Source organism: Pseudomonas sp. GW823-FHT06B06 (assembly GCF_058795195.1).
In genome coordinates, this window is the sequence record NZ_JBXAHO010000009.1 from 84639 (window position 1) to 105891 (window position 21253).

Below are 21253 nucleotides of genomic sequence, written 5' to 3' on the forward strand. Positions count from 1 at the left end.
AGGCGCTTCGAATCAGGAGGCCGTGATGAACCAATCACACATGCAGCACCAACAGGCGCTGGCATCAGGAAAAATGGCAAAAGATCCGATCTGCGGGATGATGGTGGACAAGACCACCGCGTTGTCACGAGAACGTGGCGGGCGCAGCTATTACTTTTGCAGCGATACCTGCCTGCGCACCTTCGAGTCGCCGGAAAATGAACTGAAGGCGATGAAAACCCGCGTGACTATCGCCCTGACCGGGGTACTGGCTTTGGCACTGCTGCGTGCAGGCGCCTTCATTGCACTCGCCGCTGGTGCCACACTGCTGACTTGGGCGCCGATTCCGGCACTCCCCTGGTTCACATGGGGTATATGGCTATTCCTGCTGGTAACACCGGTGCAGTTCATCGGTGGCTGGGGTTTCTATAAGGGGGCGTGGAACGCCATTCGCACCCTAAACATCAACATGGATTTTCTGATCGCCCTCGGCACGTCCGTCGCCTATTTCTATAGCGTCGCGGTGTTGTTCTTCCCAGACGTCCTGCCGGTCAAGGTGTCCGAACGTGACGTCTATTTCGAGGTGTCGGCGGTCATCATCGCCTTCGTGCTGCTGGGCAGGTACATGGAGGAGATCATCAAGACAAAATCCTCAGCCGCAGTACGACGCCTACTTGATCTCAAGCCTGCGATTGCGCACGTGATTCGTGATGGACAGGAGGTCGACTTGCCCGCTGAAAACGTCATGGTCGGCGAGTTTTTGGTGGTCAAGCCTGGCGAGAAGATCCCCACCGATGGCGATGTCAGTGAGGGTCAGTCAACGGTCGATGAGTCCATGCTGACCGGCGAGTCGATGCCGGTCGACAAACACCCGGGCAGCCCGGTAATCGGAGGTACGCTCAATGGCAGTGGCGTGCTCACTTTCAAGGCGAGCAGGATCGGTGCCGACACCGCACTGGCGCAGATTATCAAGATGGTCGAGGAGGCGCAGACCAGTACGGCACAGATCCAGCGGTTGGCTGACCAGGTTACCGGCTACTTTGTGCCAGCAGTGGTGGCGGTCGCGTTGTTGGCCCTTGTCGGCTGGTCTCTTGTGGGGAATTTCCCGCAGGGGTTATTGGCCTTTATCGCGGTCCTGATCATTTCCTGCCCCTGCGCATTGGGCGTGGCGACGCCCGCCGCGTTAATGGTCGGTGTTGGCAAGGGCGCCGATAACGGCATCCTTATCCGTGGCGGTGAAGTATTAGAGCGAGCTGAAAAACTGAGTACGGTAGTGTTCGACAAAACCGGCACCATTACCCGAGGAGAACCCAACGTAACCGATGTGATCTCGCTTGGGACCGCGATGGAAAACGAGGTCTTGATGCTCGCCGCCGCCGTGGAGTCCGGTTCAGAACATCCGCTCGGCGCAGCGATAGTGCGCGCCGCACGGCATCGCGGCATCAGCCTGCCGAAGGCGACCGGCATCAGTGGGATCGCCGGTCACGGCATCGAAGGCAGTATCGACAGTCGCAAAATCTGGCTGGGCAACCGACGTTTGTTCGCCCGCCAAGGCATTTCGACCGAGGCTGCCGAGGAGCACCTCATCGGCCTGGAAGCCGATGGCAAGACCGCGATGCTGGTCGGGGTCGACGACCGCTTGCTCGGGGTAATTGCTGTGGCCGATACCATAAAACCTGAAGCGGCTGAAGCCGTTGCGGCATTGCAGGCCAGCGCCATCAAGGTCGTGCTACTGAGCGGCGACAACCACCGGACTGCCGAAGCGGTCGCGCGGCAGGTCGGCATCGAGCGAGTGATTGCCGAGGTCTTGCCCGACGACAAGGCCGCAATGATCCGTCAATTGCAAAGCGAAGGGCAGGTCGTGGCCATGGTTGGCGACGGTGTCAACGATGCACCTGCCCTGGCCACCGCTGACATCGGCATCGCCATCGGCTCGGGTTCCGATGTCGCCAAGGAAACTGGCGGCATCATCCTGCTCAAGAACGATGTACGCGACGTGGTCACCGCGATCAAGCTGTCGCGCGCAACCATGGTCAAGATTAAACAGAACCTGTTCTGGGCATTCATCTACAACAGTATCGGCATTCCAATTGCGGCCTTTGGCCTGCTTAATCCCATCATCGCTGCCGCCGCTATGGCGCTCAGTTCCTTGTCGGTAATCGCCAACTCCGCGCTGCTGAAACGTGCCCATATTGGCTTGAGTCAGGAGGTTACATAATGAATCGCGAAGTTCTGATTATCTGCCTCCTGGTGAGTGTTGTGGGCATCGCCACCGTGCTTTACCTGCTGGGGTTGACCGGAAAATCGTTTGTCATAGCAGCGATTTTCCTGCTGTGCCCGGTCGTGGTCGGGGTGCAACTTTTCCGAGGTGTCCGCCAATTCGACAAGGACATGGCCGGGGCCAATCGGCAACTGAAAAGGAAGAATCTGCCTTGATACTTTATGCGACTCACCACCCTGAATTTCCGACGCATTGGACACGTAAACCGATGCTCTGGCTCGCTATGCTCACACCTACGATAGCGCTTCAGCAAAATTGGAAGTGGCCTTGCGTCATGACCCTCTCTCCCGTTCCCTGCAAGGAGTGCCATCATGAATCAACATAACTTGCCCCAGCACCGCGCAAGGGGCACCCACTGGTACTTTTTAGGCTTCCTGGCCATCGCCGGCTATTTCCTGTTTGCCGAGCACAGGGCTCACGTCCTTCCCTATCTGCCGTTCCTACTGTTACTGGCCTGTCCACTGATGCATTTTTTCATGCATCGTGGGCATGGCGGACATAAACACGGTGAGAGTAATGAACATGCCAATTGCTGTGGACATCAGCACACCAGCGCTCGCAATGGCCAAGAGGCGCACGATGGTCTACCCGATAATCAGACGAAATATCCCGATCGCCCTGCATGACGATTCAACGTCTGTGCGTAATGCCATGAAGCCAGGTGCGCAGAGCCAGGGCGTCGGCTTGAACGCCTGGTTAGATGCACAATACGAGGCGTGTCCACAGTTCGAAGATCGATTGATGACCTGAGCCTGAACGTTTTAGATAACTGCGAGCACCCCACGAAACGCTTCGGCCTCCATCTCCACGAGACTGGAAGATGTACTGCCCTCATGCTCCAGCAGGAATCGTTTGACGAGATGAAATCCAAGAGAATAGCCCAACCATCTTGGGAGGTCAGATGCACCGAAGAACCACGCGTCGTGGCCATAATCCTTGCGACTCCAGTAGCTTGCCGCCATTGCGACATGGCGTCGAATGTCAGACACATCGAGGCGCTCCCATGGTTCAGGTAAACCACCACAGACTTCCTGTGCAAAAGCGCCCGCCAGTCCCTCCGAAACAAGCGCTTCACCTAAAGACGATCCATAACCTGGCCCATCCCATCGGGCGGCATGGTGTAGCTCATGTGCAAACATTCGTTCGAGCGACGCTTCTTGGTTGGCTCTGAAAATGTCACTTGCAGGATCTACGGTCAAAAAAATAAGGCCTGGTTCCGGCGTATATCCCAGATGCCCCTTTTCTGGAATGACATGAGTGCCAGCTTTCACGATCACATCAAGTGGGCGCAACGGCATCAACGCACTTGCCTTTGCGTAGGTTGCTAACAGGCGGGTGTGAAGCCAATCACGGTGATCGATAAGCGCGCCGCGCGCGTCGATGAAATGGAAATTTATGGATGTCATTATCATGCCTCCTTGCATAAAGCCTTGGGTAACGCGATAAGTCGTCAACTGGATTGTGCCGATCAGCCATGTTCAGACCGACCGAGTTGAGTTCGTTTATTGATCAGTACGAAAATGCATGACCGCTCCAAACATTAACACTTAGCACCCTTCGCTTCTGCCTACGTTTTGCGCCGGAGAAACTTCATGACTATCGACTGGCTCAACTTCACCCCCTGGTCATCCCTCGCAGGCGGCGCTTTGATCGGCTTGGCGGCCAGTCTGTTCGTGGTCGCCAACGGGCGTATTGCAGGCATCAGCGGTCTGATCGGCAGTCTTTTACAGCGTAGAAGCGAGGGGGTGAGTGAGAAAGCACTGTTTCTCCTGGGCCTGCTCATCGCGCCGCTGCTATGGGGCTTGTTCGCCACGCTGCCGCGAATTGAGTTCCACAGCGGCTGGTTCGGACTGATTATTGCCGGTGCATTGGTGGGCATCGGCACACGGTACGGTTCCGGTTGCACCAGTGGCCATGGAGTGTGCGGCATATCGCGCCTGTCGCGGCGATCGATGGTTGCCACTGCGTGCTTCATGTTCAGTGGCTTCGCCACGGTGTATGTCTTGCGTCATCTGCTGGGGGGCTGAACATGATCAAACTGAGCGCATTCATTGCCGGCTTGCTGTTCGGCTTCGGCCTTCTGTTGGCAGGCATGGCCAACCCGGGAAAAGTATTGGCGTTCCTGGATCTGACCGGTGCCTGGGATCCTTCCCTGGCGCTGGTCATGGTTGGAGCGATTGGCGTCGCCATTGCCCCCCTGACCTGGGCACGCCGACAATCCAGCTCGCTGCTGGGACGGCCAATGCAGCTACCGGTCAAGCGTGAACTGGACCCACGCCTGATTGGCGGCAGCCTGTTATTCGGCATTGGTTGGGGAATCGCCGGGATCTGTCCAGGTCCTGCTGTAGTCATACTGCTGACCGGGCACTGGCAAGCCATCGTATTCATGCTAGCCATGCTGGCTGGCATGCTCTTGTTCACTGCGCTGGAGTCCCGGCGCAGCCATTGATCGGTTGGTTGCCATGAAAGGTCGATGGCATGGGCACTGCTGCAGCGTTGGCTGGCGGGAAGATGCGTTTGCCATAGAACCCCTTCGGTATCTGATAAATATCAAGGTTGTTTTTGACAGCCCTGTTAACTATTGAAGGGTCACAGGCAATCGTCATGCTGAAATCCGTCATGTTGGCGAATGCGGGCTAACGCAAATTCCGCAATCGGTTAACTCAGAATTGGGTTCAGCTCACCCCCACCCAAGGCAGCCAGACATGAAAAATAGCAAATTGGCCGTGCTTTTCTTCGTCGCATCCCTAACCCCCGCATGGGCCCTGGCAGCCGAGCCATCTCAACCGACCCAGACGCAGCAACAAACGCCAAATGTTGCCGAGTTCGATAAACAGATGGCTCAGGCGCAAGACACCTTCAAGAAGATGCAGGCACAGATGGAGAAAATCCAGCAAACCCAGGATCCCCAGCAACGGCAAAAGCTCCTTCAGGAGCATTGGGAAACGATGCAACATGGGATGAGCATGATGAATGGCATGTGGGGGCCGGGAATGATGGGCAAAAAACACATGATGGGTGGCGACCACATGATGGGTGCTGGCCACACGATGGGCTGGCACGACTACTCGAACCTGACCCCGGAGCAAAAGAGTCAACGCCAGTACATGATGGAAAGGTACACCGGGATGCAACAGATGATGATGGATCACATGATGTGGCATCAAAACTACATGCAGGGGCAGCCGCCAGCCAAGCCCGGCCAATAAGAACAGCGCAATTACCGCTGTACCGTCGAACCACTGCATCTCGGTTACCTCGGCCCTGAGCGGTTCGACGGCAGCAACCTCTGGGGTTACGACAAAGCGGGCAGGACGACTGGGCGTGAACAGGCAGTTGCCCTTCCCGTCTTTCGCCGGACTGTCGAAAAAGCAACATGAAGTGAATCTAAACGTCGATCAAGCGAGGTGCCTGGTGCGAATCGATGATTGGAATCATGCCAGATGCCTGATTGTCCGCGATCCACTTCCTGGCCAGCTCCACGTCAAAGTGCCAGCCGTGGACTTTTATCAGCACAAGCGCCGCACCGGTGATTCGATAATGCCCGCACTTCGGACAGGCCCTCTCCAGATAATCTTCATCAGCATCAATTGCCGTTGCAGGCCCGTTGCAAATCAAGCAAGTCATGAGCTTCACCTGTTTGGCTGATTGCTCAAATGTAGCTGAACTCAACACCTGATCCTCACGGCGTCTGTAGTTCATTTTAGGCTACGCCTTGCGTTCAAATGTTCGCCTTGGGGACTGGCTGATGGATGAATGAGTTCCAGGCCTCACAAACATCGCGATGCCTCTGAACGGCCAGATCCCAATCGATCCCCGCCATGTCTCGTGATGAAACCAGCAGCATCATGCTTGTAGTTGAAGCATCCAACTCAAGCAGCAGCTCCGCTCAACTTGCTCTGGCTCAGCTACAAGGAGCCGTAAATTCAGGCAACCTTTAATGAGTCGACATGCACTCGCCCATAAGCCATGAGCTGAAGATACTCTCGCCATTTTTGGAAGGCTTCCTGCTGCCTGGTGGAGGCCGCGAGCCACTCTGCGCCACCGATTAGCTCGACCGAGATGGCCATCATCTGCTCAATAGCAAGATCAAGTTCATTTGCGAGCTCACGCCCATTCGGCAAATCGAGGATTAGCGGTCGCATAAGGAACCTTTCTTTTTTTGGGCTACTTCATCGACTTGCCAATTGGCTGATCGTGCGTAAGCACTGACGAACGGTTAGCTCCCCCCTCAACCCACTGCCGACCGCCGTGCGCGACATGGGGCATTCAATGAAAAAAGAAATCATCAAGATCAGTCGGTTTAAGCGCAGGCGCTGGAGCGGAAATGGAACCCCACAATGCCCACGGGCGACTGAAGCAGGCACAGACCACGGCCCCCTAAACGAAGGTTGAGGAACCGTATTTGAAGCGAGCGCTTAAGGAATCCAGGGAGGTGGCAAACTGCTACACGGGATGAGGGGGAAGGCGCAGACACAAAAAAGCCGATCTAGATGATCGGCTTAACTGTCTGATTTTACTCAGTAAATATGGTCGGGACGGAGTGATTCGAACACTCTACCCCTAGCACCCCATAAAGGTGAATACCAATCCAAAGCAATCCTTACAAATCTAACGACAACCTCATAACCCTTTATTTTACTAGCCACTAGCTATTTTACAGTCCGACCACATCCGATAGAATTCCGTCAAAGCCAATATCAATTGGCAACGAATTGGCAACTGGAGCAACGGATAGACAATGGCAAAGATCACCGACCGACAGATGACTGCGAAGCCAGGCAGTAATGATAAATGGCTGAGCGAGGTTGCCATCTGGGGGCACGGCAGTTTGGTAGCACGCATCACGCCCAGCGGTGAGCGCCTTTTCTACTTTCGCTACTCAAACAGCAGCGGTGACCGTGACACCTACCCAATTGGTACCTACAGTCGCGATGGACTAGAAGGCACTATGACGCTCGCCGAAGCAGGCCAGCGAGCAAAAGAGCTTGCTGGTCTGCACAAAGCAGGAACTCGCGATATCCGCGAGCATCTGGCTGCTGAGGAAGCCTCTCGCATTGCCGCACGCGATGCGGAACTAGACCGCCTAGCTTCAGAAAAGGCTAGTAAAGAAGCAGAACAAGCTCGGCAGGCTGCGAGGAAAAGCGTCACTGAGCTATTCGAGCATTGGGCCAAGGTTGATCTGATCAACCGCAAGGATAAAGGCGCAGAAGTACGTCGTATGTTTGAAAAAGACGTACTACCGCTCTTAGGAAACGTCGCTGTAGCAGACATTAAAAAAAGCCACATCACAGCAGTAACTGACACCATGCTGGCTCGCGGAGTCAATCGCGCAGCAAAAATTGCCTTTTCCCTGATGCGTCAAATGTTCCGCTTTGCAGTAGATCGCGACTTAATTGAATACGATCCAACCGCCAGTATCCGTAAAGCCAAGATTGGCGGCAAGGAAGTCGAACGTGACCGAGTTCTAAGCGATGAAGAAATTCGCACCTTAGCCAAGGTAGCCCCTGAAGCCGGTTTACTGCGCTCTACCGAGGCGGCGATTTGGATTGCGCTTTCTACGTGCTGTCGTATTGGGGAGCTTCTTGCCGCGCGCTGGATACATTTAGACCTTGTCAAAGGCACTTGGTTTATTCCTGCCGAGAATAGCAAAAATGGCAAACCCCACAGCATTACTCTGTCGTCGTTCGCAATCAAACAGTTCGAGTTTGTTCGAGCAATTAACGCTAACTCCGCCTGGTGTTATCCCAACACTGATGATAGCGGGCCAGTTTGCTCTAAAACAGTAACCAAGCAACTTGGTGACAGACAGCGCCAGCCAGAACAGGGCACAATGAGTCGACGAAGCTCTAAAGCCCAGGCACTACTATTGCCAGGCGGAAAGTGGACGCCTCACGACCTACGACGCACAGGTGCCACGGTTATGACCGCGCAGGGAGTCCTACCTGAGGTAGCAGAACGCTGCCTGAACCACACGGAAGAAAACAAAGTAAAACGCACCTACCAGCGTCACAGCTATACAACGGAGATGGCAGAAGCATGGTATAAGCTCGGCAAACATCTTGAGCTACTGATGCCACTCTGACAGTAGCGGTGACAATTATCAGGTTGCACTAGTAAATCACCGCCACAAAAATTAAGGAAGCACATGACAGTCTGCGATCAAAAATTTGAAGCCCATAACTTTAACACCACGATAGAGAAAACACTTAGCATATTGAGTTTATTGCACCACCGACTGGATTCTAAGTTCGACCTATCAGAACATTTGGCACGTATCCATCAAGAGATCATGGATGGCACCATCAATGCCAAGACCGTCGATCAAGAGCAAGACAATCGCACCACCCAGAGCAAAATCCGAGCCCCTTATAAAAGCCATTTTCATCATGCCTGCGTTTACACAGAGCTAGCAATAATCAATCAAAAAGAAGGCAATGAGAAGTCTGCGTGGTCGTTCATTGTCCAGGCTAACTATCAAGTTGGATTGACCTTCGGAATTCTGAGTTCATATCCAGGAGTAGATGAGGAGGAGGTACTGAGCAAACAAGGCCGCAAAGCCGCCCAAGCAAGACATTCGAAACATGACCCTGAACGACAGGAGGTTATCAGACTACTCTCCGCCCCTTCTTCTGGCGGATGGAAAAGCGAAAAGGAGGCACTTGAATCAATTATCGGACCGCTTAATAAAATCATCCTCCAAAGCTTAAAGACGCTAGGTGGGAAACGCTTTGACCTAGCAGATACCAATAAGCTTGAAACCGCGGTCAAACGTTGGCTCAAGTACGACAAGAAAAAAGCGAAAAAAGGCGAACCTCAAGACATGGTTCGCCAGACGTATGAAAAATACTCCAGCGAGTGGCTGACGATCCCCCATAATCATTGAGCGAGGAGCACAGTATCAGGCCACTACTCGTGGCCTTCCACGGCGTATATGGGGTATTTTCGGACGCACACCCTTTCCAAAGCATCTCACCCCTGGCACTGATAACTTGAAGTATTCATCGAGCTTGGTCATGTATAAAACGATCTCCCTTATCCCTTCACGCGCCAGCGCATCGGTGTGAGATATCATGCCAATTCCACAGCGCTCGTAACTTTTCTTGAAAGCATTACAGTTGTAGTAGCTCCCGCGCCCTTCGGTGACTACTGTATTCCAGTGTTCACCGATCATCCGAGCAAGGACGACATCCTGCCGAACCTGCGCCCCATCAAAAAATAAGAGCAGATGGTAGTGCAAGCCCTTGCGCCCCCCTTTCTCAAGTTTCCATGCGTAGCCCAATAGATGGCCAAACCGCCCCTTATTTAGATCCTTCAGCAGACTGCTGCGATGCTGCCAGGCATCGTCGAAAGTTATACCACCCTCGACACGAAACGCCTCCAGGTAGCTTAAATCAACTCTCAACACTAGCATGCGCGCATGGATATTGAATAAATCGTTCACATATGAATTCAGTTCATTGTAATTTTCCGTCACGGATCGTCGATAGCTCTTAAGTCGTTTCTTGAACGCAACACTCCTAACCTCGCACCTTATATCGTCCACGCAAGCATTGAGCACGCGTACAACTTCCTTTACGCGCGCACCCCACACACTGTTAATCAGGCCAATATGATTAAGTAAATCATACCGATTAATACATAAACTGAAGACTTCAAAATAGGGATTCAAGCAATATTCCGCATCATCAGCGATCTTCAAATACTCACCACGCACATACCTAATTAAACGTCGCCCTAATGACGTCGACTTGAGTTCATCCCAACGCGAATCTTTAGAATCAATAAAAAATAATTCCTCGTCAGAGGAGGTTATTTCTCGAACCAATGGGCCTACCTTAAGAGCCAGACCAACCCTGCGATCATACTCAACACCCGACACCAACTCCCCACTATTTGTTCGATCATAGCCCTCTATCAAAAAATAACTCTCAACAATCTTTCCATCTTCATCCACTTATAACCCCTCATTAAAAAACACCTATTAAGCCGCATCACACGCACATATAAAATCAATATATATTTTATATATTAAAAACTCCATTAATACCCAGACATTAAAAACCTTTCACCTCCAGCCAGAGACAGGCATGCAGAGCAAAAAAATAATTATCAACCCCTAAAAGTTAGCGTATTTTTAATACCACAATATTAAATGTTTGCCATCGAAAGAATCCTAACCATTGTCAAATACCCACTACGCAGCGAAGCAACTTTCAATCCATTCATTGATGCTGCTCTCTAGCCAGCCGACGGCCGACAAACCAATTTTCATGGGCTTCGGAAAGGACCTGTCATAACGTGGCGAACGCGGGTTCAATCGATCATAGATCGTCGACCGACTCAGCCCTGTCCGCTCCTGTACCTGCCTGATGCGCAATACTTTCAGTACGCGATTTCTATCTGCCATTTTGCCTCTCCAGACCTGCCTGAACGTAAGATTAGTTTGGCAAATGTTGATATGCAGCGCATTTGCGCCTGCATGCAAAAACCTGTCACATGCGCGCATTTTTTGATTGACAGCACTTAGATGCATGGCTCGAAAACTGTTCTTTCTCGCTTTAACCGAGGACAGGAGGCGCTGGGAACTAACTTTCTGGTGATGGGAACCAACTTTTTGGCCTTACTAGCCTTCTGAGCCACTCGATTGCACTTTCTTTCAAATCTATATCACTGCGCTGAACCCACTCATGGAACCCCAAACCATGTCATTACAGTGCTTCAGATACTCACCCACCAATACCTTTCCGCTCGCAGCCGCTGTGAAAATCGCCTGCGCCATTGTTCCACTCAACATCATTGTCCGCGGTCTAGGCCGCCTGCTACTCGGCAGCCCGCTCGTGCCAACAGCAGCTTTGCTGACCAATCCACTCCACAGCGAGCTGGGCGTGTTGTTCGGCTCGCTCCACGGCTACCTGACAAACCGCGTTACTCATCACCAGATCGGTACTCAGCCGCTCACTGCGCCGGCGAAATGTGTATTGGCAAACAGCCTCTGGCTGAGTGACGGCTATCACTTCAGCCAGCGATATCACTCAACGGGAACGAACCTCTCCCCTAAAACCTGCTGCGCCGCACGTATGCCCGCTTTCCCCAACAAGGAATAACAACCATGACTCATCAAATCGAACAAACGGCCTATGTCGGCGCCGCCCCATGGCACAGTCTGGGTAACAACCTTCCCTCAAAACAGCCCATCGAAATATGGCAACGTGAAGCTGGCATGAACTGGCAGATCAAAGAAAGCCCGGTCCATTTCCAATCTGACACCGCTGGTCACTTGGGCACCATCCACACTTTCCCAGAACAGAAAGTGCTCTGCCGCTCCGACACTAAAGTGCCGCTCTCGGTGGTATCTCAGCGCTACCAGATTGTGCAGCCACGGGAGGTGCTGGTGTTCTACCGGGATCTCACCGAAGTCTCCGGCTACGAGCTGGAAACCGCCGGTGTATTGAAGGGCGGTCGCAAGTTCTGGGCGCTGGCGCGCACCGGACAAAAAGCAGTGCTCAAAGGCAACGATCAGGTCAACGGTTACCTTCTGCTGGCCACGTCCTGCGACGGCACCCTAGCTACGACGGCGACACCGACCACTGTGCGGGTTGTCTGCAACAACAACCTTAACGTCGCCCTAGACGGCGCCGCCCGTGCGATTAAGGTGCCGCATACACACGTTTCGATTTTAAAGTGGTGAAAAAGCAACTCGGCATCGCTGTCTCGCAATGGGACGACTTCATGTACCGAATGGGCGCGCTGGCCGAGCGTAAGGTGCAGTGGCATGAGGCGCTGGGCTTTTTTATGAGCGTGCTATGCGAAACCAGCCCCACTGCCCAGATGCCGGAAGTGCTGCCCAACGAACGCGGCCTACGCAAAGTGCAAAGCTTGTACGAAGGGTATGGACGAGGCGCTAACTTGGCATCAGCCAATGGCACCGCCTGGGGACTGCTCAATGCCGTGACCGAGTTTGTTGACCATGAACGCCGAGCACGCAGTGCAGAGTATCGCCTGGACTCGGCTTGGTTCGGCCAAGGGGCGCAGATCAAACAACGTGCTCTAGACGCTGCCCTGCAATTGGTTGCATGACTGCCCCTATTTTCCTCAATCCGCAGAGCCCGGTCAGTCTCGCGCTGATCGGTTTTCTCTAAACACGCGAGGTGCGTGCTATGAAAGAAAATCCATTAAACAACAAGGACAAGATTGTAAGTCAGCATAAAAGACGGCGGATGACCACACGCCAAAGGATGCGCTCAATCTGATTTGTGTCCGGGGGCATCTAGCACCTCCTCCCAGAACTCTTTTGCGCTCAGCAAGGGCTCAATATTATTGAACGGTTAAGAGATAAATAACATGGCCACCCTACGCTTTATAACGTCAATATTCGCCTTCACCGGAGTACTTGCAGGCTGCATCGCGGCCGTCTTGTTACTGGCCTTGATGTGGCGCTTCCCACCTCTGCTGATGTCTGTCCTCGCAGCGCTATGGCTTTTCAGCCTGCTGCCTGAACAAAGTAGGCTCTAAAGCATCTTCGCAGGATACGTCTCCGCCCCTTACAAAAATCGTAACGCAGCTCCTTCCGCGCCATGCCTTCAACTATTTGCCTGCACAAACTCACGCGGTGATCGCGACTCAACTATTAAAGCGCCTGGTTAGCTTCTGCTGGCCGGGCGTTTTTATGCCGCACAGGAAAAAATCATGGGCACACAACGGACTGAGCCTAGAAAACGGCTTGCTAGAAGCCAAGAAATTGGACGAAGCCCGGCAAGCCTCCGGTTTTGACCAGAGCGCCTTGGACCATGCTGCCCAGCAGGGCTTTAACAATGGAGCCTTTGAGGACAGCGAGGAGGACACCGGCGCCGTCGTCGAGGAGTTCTTTCCTGTCATGGAATATCAGTCCAGCCCCGTAGAGCACCAAGCCCAACTGGCAGCGCCTGCGAAACCCTCACTTGCTCAGAAGCTGGAGTCGCAAGCCACGCAGCACAACAGCAGACATTTGGCCCAGTAACGTCCTTCTCAACCTCCCCAGCGTGCCCCCCTCATTCGTACAGGAATACCGTCATGAAATATCACAAACTCCGGGCTGGAGAAGAATCCGGCACCTATGTCATGGAGTCACCGGTCACTGAGGCCGACATATTGCAGATGGCTCAACAGCTAGCAATGAGTCGTCTGTCTAAAGGCCGGGCACTGACTGAGCCGAAGCAGGTTTTCAGCCACCTGCAAACTCTGCTGCAGTACCACGAGTACGAAGTCTTTGCTCTGCTACTGCTCGACAGCAAGCATCGAGTTATTGCCTTCAGAGAGATATTCAGAGGCACGCTAGATGCAGCCAGCGTTTACCCACGCGAAGTAGTCAAGATTGCGTTGGAACACAATGCAGCAGCCGCGATTCTGGTACATAACCACCCCTCTGGCGACCCGGAGCCCAGCGAATCTGATCGCATCCTGACCACTATCCTCAAGAACGCCCTCAACATGGTTGGTACCCGGATATTGGATCACGTGGTAGTAGGTCGTGAAGGCAGCGTGTCATTGGCCGAAATGGGTTATCTCTAATCTTACACCGTCCGATAGACTACCTCGGCTCAAGCCGGGGTGGTCATCAACAATGTGAGCTCGCCCTTATTTTTTTCATGATCCGCGCTTGTACTCAGCTCGTAAAACTGGCGAACGCAAGTGTTGGTGAGCTGATGCTAGGGCTATGGAATCGGGCGCCCACAGCGTCAGAAGTACTTTTACGATGCATGTTTTTAACCAAGGGGGGGGGAGTAGATGTCTGAAATAGATATTGCCGGTGACGAGCCGTTGCTTGCGCTGCTGCTGGCAGCCGAACCAGATGACGTTTGTTTATTGGTGGATTACATCACGGACGCAGGGAAAGGCCGGATCTCGCTTGCTGGTACGGTAAAGGAATTTCTGCACCAGGCTCGTGAAGACAAGGCCTTTGACAAAGATGTGCTGGCATTGCTGGTGCACGAGCTCCGCATGTTTGGCGGTAACAGTATTACCAATCTGTTCCGTAGTGGCGGCGTGACGTACAAAGAGATCGCCACCGACGTGCTTTCCCATGTCGGCGGAAAGAATACGGACTCAGACTACCTCGGCACGATTGAGCTAAAAGTATTGCAACGCCTATTGGACAAGGCATGGGACAAGATGTCCAAGGAAGCTCGTGCGCAATTTGCAGAGAAGTTTGGCGAGTCTGATGCCGCCAATCCTTTCTCATTCACCCACTTCTTGAACCGTATGGGCTTTGGGCATGCGGCAACACTGGATGTGACCTCATTTGTTTCCGCCTCCCTGGGAGCCAACCTTCTCGGTGCAGGTGCTGTGTTGGGAGCGGAGATGCTCATGGGCAGGTTGGCAGGCTTGGCCCTGGGTCCAATTGGAGTCGCTCTGGGTGCAGGTCTGGCAGGCTATTCTCTGGCGTCCCCTGCATTTCGGATCACCTTGCCTTGCGTGGTTCAAATCGCCTACATCCGACAGAAAGGCATGCAGCCTCGTTTACCTGGAGGTAAACCATGACTGGTGAAATTACTCGCATCAAAGGGCTCGCCAAACGGGACGATGGTGAGCAATGGCTGGTTGGCTCGAGCGAAAATGCTCCTGTGCTCTCGGTAAAGGCACTCTCGCTGCCAACTGCATTTGATCACGGTGACAGCAACCAGGTAGCGCAACTGGGTTTGAGCCGACTATCGCCCCTTCTCCAGTCTATACCCAACTTGATCACTACGGGCGTTGCAAACTCGAATCAGTATTTTCGAGTGGAGATCAATGGCCCATTGGCAGCGGCGAAGGATGGCAACGGTCTGCGTGCCTTCTCCAGATCTGCCGACGGCAAATTTACTGAACACGCCAGACTGTTTCAGGACAATACCTGACAAGCCTGGTCAATTCGGCTGCGTTATTTCAGATTGCCTCTGCCGTCGTCGCCCAACAGCACCTGGCAGACATCAGCGCCAAGTTGAGTGACATCCTCGCCGGGGTAGAGCGCATCGAGCAGTTTCAGCAAAACAAGCGAGAAGGCCAGATCACTGGCAGCATTGATTACCTGCGTCAAATCGCACCCGCGCTTTTGAACGGGAAACTTAATGACTCAGTCCCTGCTCAGCTTGAAGCTCAGGAAGTGCAACTTGGGCAAATCCAGAAGCATCTGGAACTCGAACTCGACAACATCACCAACAGTATTCGCACACTGAATGTTTCCACCACCTTCGGCACCAGCAAGTTGAAAGCGGCGCTGGAAAAAGAGCTGGAAAGGTTCAGTCATTCACTCGAACAATCACAGCTCTGCCTGGCTGCCCGAATGGTCGCGTGTCGCTTGCTCGATACCTTTCCGGGGCAAATGGAGTGGGTGCAAGTGCGCCTTGACGCCCTCACCAGCGTCGCCGAAAGGTTCGAGGGTAAACACGGCGCCATCGAAAAATTTCGCGATGCTTACAAGGAAAGAGCCAACAAGTTGTCCGCCCTTACCGAGTCCAGCGCGGAGCTCAATGCACGACGGCAGTCCTTGTTGAAGGCCCAAGACAAACGCCTGCTGAAACTCACGACAGACAGCACCGGACGCTTGCGTGAAATCAGCCAGGCCGTGCTGGATACGCGCAAGGTCATCCTTGAACTGAAAATGCAGGGTAATGAATGCGTGGGGGTCGCCAGATTGGCGAATTGAGCGTTCGCATCCCGGTTGCCGACCCTAAACAGCAGGCTGTCGGCAACCATTCTGTTCACGAGGCACGTTACCTGCGTGACGTGCCCTTCAAGACAGAGATCAGCGCCCGTCGAGCGAGCGATCCTCCTGAGACACCACCAACTGAACTTCAACGCGCCGATTTTCGGCGCTTGCCGGGTTCAGGCCGGGTTTTGGTCTGGAATCACCGTAACCCGCCACAATCACTCGCAGTGATTGCTGCCCGTCCAGGGCCAACACCAACAACTTGCGCGCCTCCCGTGCCCGAGCAGCGGAGAGCGTGTAGTTATCGTCATAGACCGTGCAGTACCGCGCATAATCAGTGACCGGACGGCTTACCGGCACATTGTCGGTATGCCCCTCGACCAATACCTGGCCTTGGCCGTAATCGTGAATGAAGGTAGCGACGCGAACGCTCAGTTGCGTGAGCGCCTGCCTGGCCTCATCGGTAATACAGGCGCTGCCACGGCCAAAGGCGTTGTCAGGCAAAGTCAGCCGGCGGTTCTTGATATCGACATCGATAAGTCCACCTTCACCGCCATGCGCAAGGTCCGCCTGCATCGCTTCAAGCAAAGCACTCAGGCGTGTTTGTTGAGTTGCCGCACCTTGGGCCTTTTCTGCCTTACGCGCCGCTTCCATCTGTTGCTTCTCGACTCGCATCGCCGCTTCGGCCGCCTTGTTCTGCAACACCGAAACCACAAGCATGAGCATCACGACCGCCATGACACCCGCCATGAGGTCCGAGATGGAAATCCATTCGCTGGGTTTTTCTTTCATGGTCGATTACGCCAGCTGAGCTTTATCGGTCTGCAAACCACTCGCAGGCGCAGGTTCATAGTCCGCCGTGAGTCGGCCCAGCAACATCACCGTCGACTGTGCCGCCTCGCTGAGTACCTGGATGCGATTGGCAAACTGCTTGTCGATATTGGCCGCCAACTGTTCAGGCAGAGCGTTCATGGTTTGCTGGCCTTGACGATGCGACTCCGCAATTGCCTTCACGTCCTGAATAACCGGGGGCAGCTGACGCGCCGAATCACATAATTGCTCAAGCAGTTTGACGCCTGCATTTAAAGGGATCAGCCTGGCCGGCAAGGCTTCCAGTGCCTCCTGGGTTTTAGCACCCTGGTCAGTCATGGTTTTGAATTGCACGTTGAGCGCAGTGAACTGCTCGGCGAGTTGCGGGAAGGTCACCAGCTTTTTCGCCACCGCATCCATCTTCTGCCCTGCCTCGGACGCCTCCTTCAGGCCCTGCGAAATACTCTTACCGAGCTCATCCATATTTGAGCTCATGACTTCAATCGCTTCGTTGAGCGTGGCGCTGGTGAGGGAGAACTGGGAGCTGGTTTTCTTCTGCATGTCCTTGGCGCTTTCAGTGGTCACCTTGACTTCGTTGACCACGGTGCCGACGTGCTCTGACAACTGATGGACCGCAGTGGAAATATTGTCGGTCGCCCCTTTCAGGTTGGCTGCCATGTCCTGGGTGTTCTGGGTAAAATCACGGCTCATCGTGCTAATGGTGCCGGTCAGGCTCTCTTCGATAGTCTCCATGACGGTGCCCAGCCGGGTGATGTTGCCATCCATGCTCACCTTCATTTCTACCAAGTGCCCGGCGAAGTCCTCATTCAGCGAGTGAATCGCGCCGCTGAGTTTTTCCTGCATGACCTGCACACCGCCTTTAAGCAGCCCAGCCGAATCAGCCAGTAGCGTGGCGGACTCGCCCATCAACTGTACCGCGGCCTCCTGACGTAGCAAGTTGTCGGTTTTGGCCTCCACGTAACCTTGCAGACTTTCGCGCGACGCCCTGGTGCTGTCCGCCACTTCGCCCAATTGCATCTCGAGCGTCTGCAGGCTCTTGAGGCTCTCTTCGACCTCAACCAAGCGGCTGAGCTGAGTACTCATCTCGGCGATTCGTGGAAGGTTTTCACTGAGTCTGGCGATCTCACCGAGCTGTTGATGATGGTCGGCAAGCCGGGTAGCCAGCGCATTGAAATGGCTCTCGGCCTGTTTACCGTTCTGGAATTCAACCGCCTTGAGCTGTTTGAGCTCGGTCGACAGCTGTAGACCCTGGGTGTTGAATGCCTCAATCAGCCGCGTACCGACATTTTCTAGTGCGGCCCGATTCACTTGCTCACTTTCCGTGCGCAGCGCCTGCGAGGCTTTACGGCCGAGTTCATTTTCGACTGCCAGACTGGCAAGCCTTTCACCCAGCGCTGTGAGTTGGCTTTCAGATTGTTTGCCGTTCTGGAACTCGACAGCCTTTATCTGCTTGAGCTCGGAGGCCACCAGCAGCCCTTGGGCATTGAATGCCTCGACCAGCCGGGTACCGACAGTCTCGAGGGCAGTCAGGTTCACCTGATCACGTTCGGCATGCAATGCAAGCGCGGCTTTTCGGCTCAGATCGATCTCAGCCTTCATATGCCCCAGGCACCAGTCCGTGCGCTTGCTTTCCGCCGACCAGGGTGCTGCTTCCCACAGCTTGATCATAATGAAGGCAATAATCCCCCAAGTGGAGGTTTTGAACTTGGTGCCCAGGTCTTTCATCATGCCGGTGAGCTGGGTCAGGGAACCGCTCATGGCGTTCAGCGAATCGTCATGTCCTTGAAGGATGGTCGATGCCTTGTCCAACGCCAGGCCCAGCCCCAGGAACGTGCCCAGAAGCCCGATGATCAGCAGCAACCCCGGCATATTGGAAGCAAAGCGCTCCCAACCGGAGGCGACAGCGTGGCTCAACTCACCGATGGATCCGTGCTCAATGTCCAGCGCGTTGATGCGAGCCCCGCCGCGCCAGTTTTTTTCCCACTTCGCCGGCTGACCGAAAACCTGTGAAGTAATCAGCGACAGCAACAGACCGAACAGGATGATGCTGAAAAAAAACACTTCCAGCGGATTGCTCAGCGAAGGGGTCAAGAACTGCAGGATCTCGCCAATCATGCCGCAACCTCAATCACTCTGAAGGCATCAGTACGCTTCTTGCAGTCGGTCTCGAAAATATTGGCGAAGCTGACAATCAGCGACTGCTCCTCTGGGCTCAGGCGTTCCCATTTCTCGCCGTTTTGAGCGCAACGCACCAGAATCTCGCCAACCCTGCCACCGTGGTCGATCAAATACTCCTGATCATCGGCCACGAGCTGTTCCTCGCTTTTCTCAAGCAGTTGCAGAAAGCCTTCCGCGGCGAACACATAATTACGCTTGGCGCGGGTCTCGTTGCCCAGCGCTTCAAGTTGAGCTTCGTCACGCGGCAACAGAATGCGCAGATCGTCCAGCATCCGCGCCTCTTCTGCTTCCAGTGGTTCCAGTTCCGCCTCCATCTCCAGGCGGCGCTTGAGCACTCGGTCCTTGACCACTCGTTTATTCAGCTCTTCCCAGGTTTTTTGAGCATTTTGCAAATCCAGGCCCCACACCAGGATCATCTCCTCGAACACAAACGGAATCACTGCCTTGTCAAAGTGCTTGACGGTCAGTTCATCCAGACGCTGCACGTCAGCATCGTTCAACTCTGCCCGCGCTTCGATCAGTTGGGCGGCGACATCGATAATGAACAGCGGCTCCTGGCTCAGGGAGCCGATGTCTTCAAGCTGGGTCATTTGTTCTTCGTAAACCTGCAGCAGCTTCTGCACAGCGCGAACGCGCAGGTAGTGGTCGAAATCCACGAACGCCTCCGTTTCGATCAGACGATTGGTCAATGCCTTGACCAAGTGGTAACGGTTGGTCAGTGCAATCGCCTGAAGTGCTTCGCGCTCTGGGCCTTGGGTTTTGGCCATGGCAGCATTCAGATCCCGCTCCCGCGCCTGCGCTTCAGCGATTTCCTGCTCATCCAGCAACTTTTTCTGCCATTCACGGGCTCGAGCGATCACCCAATCGATGGCCTGCTGCACCTTGGCGGCCAGCGGGTGGGTGTCCAGGTGCTCCAGTACAGCCAAGGCACGTTCCAGACCCAGACTCAAGGCTTTGACCCACGGCCAGGGCACATGGGTCGCCAGGGTCCGAAGCCCTACGCGCATGCTGGAAATGTAAGGCTTGGCTGCCTGGTAAAGCCGTTTGACTTCTCCGACAAAGGTTTCTGCTTCGTCGGCAAGCCATTTGACGGCTTTGCTGACTGTTTGTTTGACAGCACGAAACGCCGACGACACGGCGTTTGAAACCGTACTTACGAGAGAATCAAACCAGCCCATTAACTATCGCTCCTTTGATGAATGCCCAATGCTTTACGTGTCGCCGCGACGGTGCCGAGATCGACCTCGGGTCGCGAAGTGTGAATGTCTTGACGCGCAGCCAATAGCTGAGCGAGTGCTTCCTGTAGATGAGCCTGGTGCAGTACCCCGTTGCCATGGGCCAGCAGGGGCTTGGGCAAAGCCAGTCTCAAACATGTGCGTATTTCACGACCCGACAGTCCCCCAGACACTGCGGCGAGGACGTCAAGCACCCCTTCGCGCTCCTCTGCCAGAGGAATTCCGGGTACCAACATGCGTGCCCATAGTGCTCGCCGCTCACTTTCGCCAGGCAGTTCGAAACGGATGTGCTGAGAAATGCGGCTGACAAAGGCGCTGTCATAGTTGCGCGCAAAGTTAGTCGCAAAAATCACGATGCCAGTGTGCTTCTCCAACTCGATAAGCAGTGTGGAGCGCATGGCATTGACCTCGTTATCAATGCCCTGGGTGACCGACGACAAGCGTTTACCCAGCAAGGTATCGGCCTCGTCGAGGAACAACACGGCGTCTTCAGCACGCGCCGACTCGAACAACTGCGCAATATTCTTTGACGTATCGCCCATGAACTTGCTTTCTAGGTCGGCAATGCTGGCGCTGATAAGCCGTTTGCCGATACTCCCGGAAAATGCCTCGGCCGTAAGCGTCTTTCCCGTACCCGGCGCGCCATGAAAGTTCAGGATCGTGCCGCTGCCACAAGGGTCGACCTCAGCGAAGCCCCAGGTGACGTAGATGGTGTGATGGTGGTGAATTTTCACCAAGGCTTCATCGAGCTGTTGCTTGACCTGCGGCGAAAGCACTACGTCCCGCTCCAGTGTGAAGCGAGGCAATGTGCTTCGCGATGCGGACGCAGTCTTGGCGGGAGGTTCTTCGGTGGCGGCCAACAGTTCAGGCCGTAACTTCTGATAGAGATAGTCTCTGGAGGACACTGTAATCACCAGTCCATTGATTTGAGCTCTTGGGCTTTGCAGCCTTGCAAGAGAAGCTTGCGGAAGTCCGAAGGCAGTGTCTTCATTGAGCCGCTGGAAACCCATCGGCGCATCAGAAAGCTATCGGACAGCAGACGTCGAACTTGAAGATTTTTTGGATCAATTAAAAAGCCAGGCA

23 protein-coding genes and 2 pseudogenes are annotated in these 21253 nt (G+C 54.2%); 15 read left to right on the top strand and 10 right to left on the bottom strand.

The genetic code is table 11. The features are described 5' to 3' along the window. Positions 1-25: 25 nt before the first annotated feature. The 3 genes from AC1Q8Q_RS10495 to AC1Q8Q_RS10505 all read left to right on the top strand — a co-directional run bounded on the left by AC1Q8Q_RS10495 (position 26) and on the right by AC1Q8Q_RS10505 (position 2886). Positions 26-2197 carry a heavy metal translocating P-type ATPase gene (locus AC1Q8Q_RS10495; protein ID WP_492615032.1) on the top strand — a complete coding sequence of 724 codons (2172 nt, stop codon included), beginning with the start codon at positions 26-28 and terminating at the stop codon, positions 2195-2197. Next, positions 2197-2415: a hypothetical protein gene (locus AC1Q8Q_RS10500; RefSeq protein ID WP_020798990.1), complete on the top strand. Its 219-nt coding sequence runs from the start codon at positions 2197-2199 to the stop codon at positions 2413-2415. Before AC1Q8Q_RS10495 ends, AC1Q8Q_RS10500 begins: the two co-directional genes overlap by 1 nt. Before the next feature lie 156 nt (positions 2416-2571). Next, positions 2572-2886, top strand: a complete 315-nt coding sequence (locus AC1Q8Q_RS10505; RefSeq protein WP_080725277.1) for a DUF2933 domain-containing protein — start codon at positions 2572-2574, stop codon at positions 2884-2886. A 135-nt stretch (positions 2887-3021) separates the two neighbouring features. On the opposite strand, the gene AC1Q8Q_RS10510 is transcribed toward AC1Q8Q_RS10505, so the two are convergent. Continuing rightward, positions 3022-3666, bottom strand: a complete 645-nt coding sequence (locus tag AC1Q8Q_RS10510; RefSeq protein WP_248678348.1) for a DUF2268 domain-containing putative Zn-dependent protease — start codon at positions 3664-3666, stop codon at positions 3022-3024. A 186-nt stretch (positions 3667-3852) separates the two neighbouring features. On the opposite strand from AC1Q8Q_RS10510, the gene AC1Q8Q_RS10515 reads away from it, so the two are divergent. The 3 genes from AC1Q8Q_RS10515 (at position 3853) to AC1Q8Q_RS10525 (ending at position 5469) form a co-directional block, all read left to right on the top strand. Further along, the gene (locus AC1Q8Q_RS10515; protein ID WP_168757814.1) at positions 3853-4287 is read left to right on the top strand and encodes a YeeE/YedE family protein; all 435 of its coding nucleotides are present in this window, start codon (positions 3853-3855) and stop codon (positions 4285-4287) included. A 2-nt stretch (positions 4288-4289) separates the two neighbouring features. Continuing rightward, positions 4290-4709 carry a DUF6691 family protein gene (locus tag AC1Q8Q_RS10520; RefSeq protein WP_168757813.1) on the top strand — a complete coding sequence of 140 codons (420 nt, stop codon included), beginning with the start codon at positions 4290-4292 and terminating at the stop codon, positions 4707-4709. A gap of 256 nt (positions 4710-4965) precedes the next feature. Continuing rightward, positions 4966-5469, top strand: coding sequence for a hypothetical protein (locus tag AC1Q8Q_RS10525; RefSeq protein ID WP_168757812.1), 504 nt, complete (start codon positions 4966-4968; stop codon positions 5467-5469). 178 nt (positions 5470-5647) lie between these two features. Here the strand turns inward: AC1Q8Q_RS10525 and AC1Q8Q_RS10530 are convergent, their stop codons facing one another. Continuing rightward, positions 5648-5962, bottom strand: a complete 315-nt coding sequence (locus AC1Q8Q_RS10530) for a hypothetical protein (protein ID WP_151141774.1) — start codon at positions 5960-5962, stop codon at positions 5648-5650. Positions 5963-6186: 224 nt separating this feature from the next. Next, positions 6187-6405: a hypothetical protein gene (locus tag AC1Q8Q_RS10535; RefSeq protein WP_083348758.1), complete on the bottom strand. Its 219-nt coding sequence runs from the start codon at positions 6403-6405 to the stop codon at positions 6187-6189. A gap of 596 nt (positions 6406-7001) precedes the next feature. On the opposite strand from AC1Q8Q_RS10535, the gene AC1Q8Q_RS10540 reads away from it, so the two are divergent. Beyond that, the gene (locus AC1Q8Q_RS10540) at positions 7002-8345 is read left to right on the top strand and encodes a site-specific integrase (protein WP_045155632.1); all 1344 of its coding nucleotides are present in this window, start codon (positions 7002-7004) and stop codon (positions 8343-8345) included. A 63-nt stretch (positions 8346-8408) separates the two neighbouring features. Then, positions 8409-9146 carry a hypothetical protein gene (locus AC1Q8Q_RS10545; RefSeq protein ID WP_045155631.1) on the top strand — a complete coding sequence of 246 codons (738 nt, stop codon included), beginning with the start codon at positions 8409-8411 and terminating at the stop codon, positions 9144-9146. Positions 9147-9161: 15 nt separating this feature from the next. On the opposite strand, the gene AC1Q8Q_RS10550 is transcribed toward AC1Q8Q_RS10545, so the two are convergent. Then, positions 9162-10217, bottom strand: coding sequence for a YagK/YfjJ domain-containing protein (locus tag AC1Q8Q_RS10550; protein ID WP_492615033.1), 1056 nt, complete (start codon positions 10215-10217; stop codon positions 9162-9164). A gap of 240 nt (positions 10218-10457) precedes the next feature. After that, positions 10458-10796: a helix-turn-helix transcriptional regulator gene (locus AC1Q8Q_RS10555; RefSeq protein WP_492615034.1), complete on the bottom strand. Its 339-nt coding sequence runs from the start codon at positions 10794-10796 to the stop codon at positions 10458-10460. A gap of 154 nt (positions 10797-10950) precedes the next feature. Here AC1Q8Q_RS10555 and AC1Q8Q_RS10560 point away from each other — a divergent pair, with 154 nt between their 5' ends. From AC1Q8Q_RS10560 to AC1Q8Q_RS10585, 6 genes and pseudogenes are all read left to right on the top strand, one after another. Next, the gene (locus AC1Q8Q_RS10560; protein WP_492615035.1) at positions 10951-11367 is read left to right on the top strand and encodes a hypothetical protein; all 417 of its coding nucleotides are present in this window, start codon (positions 10951-10953) and stop codon (positions 11365-11367) included. Between the two features lie 5 nt (positions 11368-11372). Beyond that, positions 11373-12340: pseudogene (locus AC1Q8Q_RS10565) on the top strand (DUF932 domain-containing protein). A 619-nt stretch (positions 12341-12959) separates the two neighbouring features. Continuing rightward, a pseudogene (locus AC1Q8Q_RS10570) lies at positions 12960-13259 on the top strand (recombination directionality factor); the annotation flags it as partial. 53 nt (positions 13260-13312) lie between these two features. Then, entirely contained in the window at positions 13313-13810 is a 498-nt protein-coding gene (gene radC, locus AC1Q8Q_RS10575) for a RadC family protein (protein WP_045155628.1), read from the top strand. A gap of 216 nt (positions 13811-14026) precedes the next feature. Beyond that, the gene (locus tag AC1Q8Q_RS10580; protein WP_492615036.1) at positions 14027-14779 is read left to right on the top strand and encodes a hypothetical protein; all 753 of its coding nucleotides are present in this window, start codon (positions 14027-14029) and stop codon (positions 14777-14779) included. Beyond that, positions 14776-15135, top strand: a complete 360-nt coding sequence (locus AC1Q8Q_RS10585) for a hypothetical protein (protein WP_492615037.1) — start codon at positions 14776-14778, stop codon at positions 15133-15135. Before AC1Q8Q_RS10580 ends, AC1Q8Q_RS10585 begins: the two co-directional genes overlap by 4 nt. A 23-nt stretch (positions 15136-15158) precedes the next feature. Here AC1Q8Q_RS10585 and AC1Q8Q_RS10590 read toward each other — a convergent pair whose 3' ends face one another. Continuing rightward, positions 15159-15314, bottom strand: a complete 156-nt coding sequence (locus AC1Q8Q_RS10590; protein ID WP_492615038.1) for a hypothetical protein — start codon at positions 15312-15314, stop codon at positions 15159-15161. A 66-nt stretch (positions 15315-15380) separates the two neighbouring features. On the opposite strand from AC1Q8Q_RS10590, the gene AC1Q8Q_RS10595 reads away from it, so the two are divergent. After that, entirely contained in the window at positions 15381-15923 is a 543-nt protein-coding gene (locus AC1Q8Q_RS10595; protein ID WP_492615039.1) for a hypothetical protein, read from the top strand. Positions 15924-16022: 99 nt separating this feature from the next. On the opposite strand, the gene AC1Q8Q_RS10600 is transcribed toward AC1Q8Q_RS10595, so the two are convergent. The 4 genes from AC1Q8Q_RS10600 to AC1Q8Q_RS10615 are packed head-to-tail and all read right to left on the bottom strand — an operon-like array spanning position 16023 to position 21180. Continuing rightward, on the bottom strand, positions 16023-16718 hold the full coding sequence (locus AC1Q8Q_RS10600) for an OmpA/MotB family protein (protein ID WP_492615040.1): 696 nt from the start codon (positions 16716-16718) through the stop codon (positions 16023-16025). Positions 16719-16724: 6 nt separating this feature from the next. Continuing rightward, positions 16725-18872: a methyl-accepting chemotaxis protein gene (locus tag AC1Q8Q_RS10605; RefSeq protein ID WP_492615041.1), complete on the bottom strand. Its 2148-nt coding sequence runs from the start codon at positions 18870-18872 to the stop codon at positions 16725-16727. Next, on the bottom strand, positions 18869-20113 hold the full coding sequence (locus AC1Q8Q_RS10610; RefSeq protein WP_045155623.1) for a hypothetical protein: 1245 nt from the start codon (positions 20111-20113) through the stop codon (positions 18869-18871). The genes AC1Q8Q_RS10605 and AC1Q8Q_RS10610 overlap by 4 nt, the downstream gene beginning before the upstream one ends. Further along, positions 20113-21180 (bottom strand): ATP-binding protein, encoded by a 1068-nt coding sequence (locus AC1Q8Q_RS10615; RefSeq protein WP_492615042.1) that lies wholly within the window; start codon positions 21178-21180, stop codon positions 20113-20115. The genes AC1Q8Q_RS10610 and AC1Q8Q_RS10615 overlap by 1 nt, the downstream gene beginning before the upstream one ends. Positions 21181-21253 lie beyond the last annotated feature (73 nt).

Coding starts and splice junctions, on each gene's coding strand:
- AC1Q8Q_RS10605 (WP_492615041.1), bottom strand. CDS start 18,872: ATGATTGGCGAGATCCTGCAGTTCTTGACCCCTTCGCTGAGCAATCCG.
- AC1Q8Q_RS10615 (WP_492615042.1), bottom strand. CDS start 21,180: ATGGGTTTCCAGCGGCTCAATGAAGACACTGCCTTCGGACTTCCGCAA.
- AC1Q8Q_RS10560 (WP_492615035.1), top strand. CDS start 10,951: ATGGAACCCCAAACCATGTCATTACAGTGCTTCAGATACTCACCCACC.
- AC1Q8Q_RS10510 (WP_248678348.1), bottom strand. CDS start 3,666: ATGACATCCATAAATTTCCATTTCATCGACGCGCGCGGCGCGCTTATC.
- AC1Q8Q_RS10580 (WP_492615036.1), top strand. CDS start 14,027: ATGTCTGAAATAGATATTGCCGGTGACGAGCCGTTGCTTGCGCTGCTG.
- AC1Q8Q_RS10530 (WP_151141774.1), bottom strand. CDS start 5,962: ATGAACTACAGACGCCGTGAGGATCAGGTGTTGAGTTCAGCTACATTT.
- radC (WP_045155628.1), top strand. CDS start 13,313: ATGAAATATCACAAACTCCGGGCTGGAGAAGAATCCGGCACCTATGTC.
- AC1Q8Q_RS10610 (WP_045155623.1), bottom strand. CDS start 20,113: ATGGGCTGGTTTGATTCTCTCGTAAGTACGGTTTCAAACGCCGTGTCG.
- AC1Q8Q_RS10600 (WP_492615040.1), bottom strand. CDS start 16,718: ATGAAAGAAAAACCCAGCGAATGGATTTCCATCTCGGACCTCATGGCG.
- AC1Q8Q_RS10535 (WP_083348758.1), bottom strand. CDS start 6,405: ATGCGACCGCTAATCCTCGATTTGCCGAATGGGCGTGAGCTCGCAAAT.
- AC1Q8Q_RS10505 (WP_080725277.1), top strand. CDS start 2,572: ATGAATCAACATAACTTGCCCCAGCACCGCGCAAGGGGCACCCACTGG.
- AC1Q8Q_RS10585 (WP_492615037.1), top strand. CDS start 14,776: ATGACTGGTGAAATTACTCGCATCAAAGGGCTCGCCAAACGGGACGAT.
- AC1Q8Q_RS10555 (WP_492615034.1), bottom strand. CDS start 10,796: ATGCATCTAAGTGCTGTCAATCAAAAAATGCGCGCATGTGACAGGTTT.
- AC1Q8Q_RS10540 (WP_045155632.1), top strand. CDS start 7,002: ATGGCAAAGATCACCGACCGACAGATGACTGCGAAGCCAGGCAGTAAT.
- AC1Q8Q_RS10520 (WP_168757813.1), top strand. CDS start 4,290: ATGATCAAACTGAGCGCATTCATTGCCGGCTTGCTGTTCGGCTTCGGC.
- AC1Q8Q_RS10500 (WP_020798990.1), top strand. CDS start 2,197: ATGAATCGCGAAGTTCTGATTATCTGCCTCCTGGTGAGTGTTGTGGGC.
- AC1Q8Q_RS10525 (WP_168757812.1), top strand. CDS start 4,966: ATGAAAAATAGCAAATTGGCCGTGCTTTTCTTCGTCGCATCCCTAACC.
- AC1Q8Q_RS10495 (WP_492615032.1), top strand. CDS start 26: ATGAACCAATCACACATGCAGCACCAACAGGCGCTGGCATCAGGAAAA.
- AC1Q8Q_RS10515 (WP_168757814.1), top strand. CDS start 3,853: ATGACTATCGACTGGCTCAACTTCACCCCCTGGTCATCCCTCGCAGGC.
- AC1Q8Q_RS10545 (WP_045155631.1), top strand. CDS start 8,409: ATGACAGTCTGCGATCAAAAATTTGAAGCCCATAACTTTAACACCACG.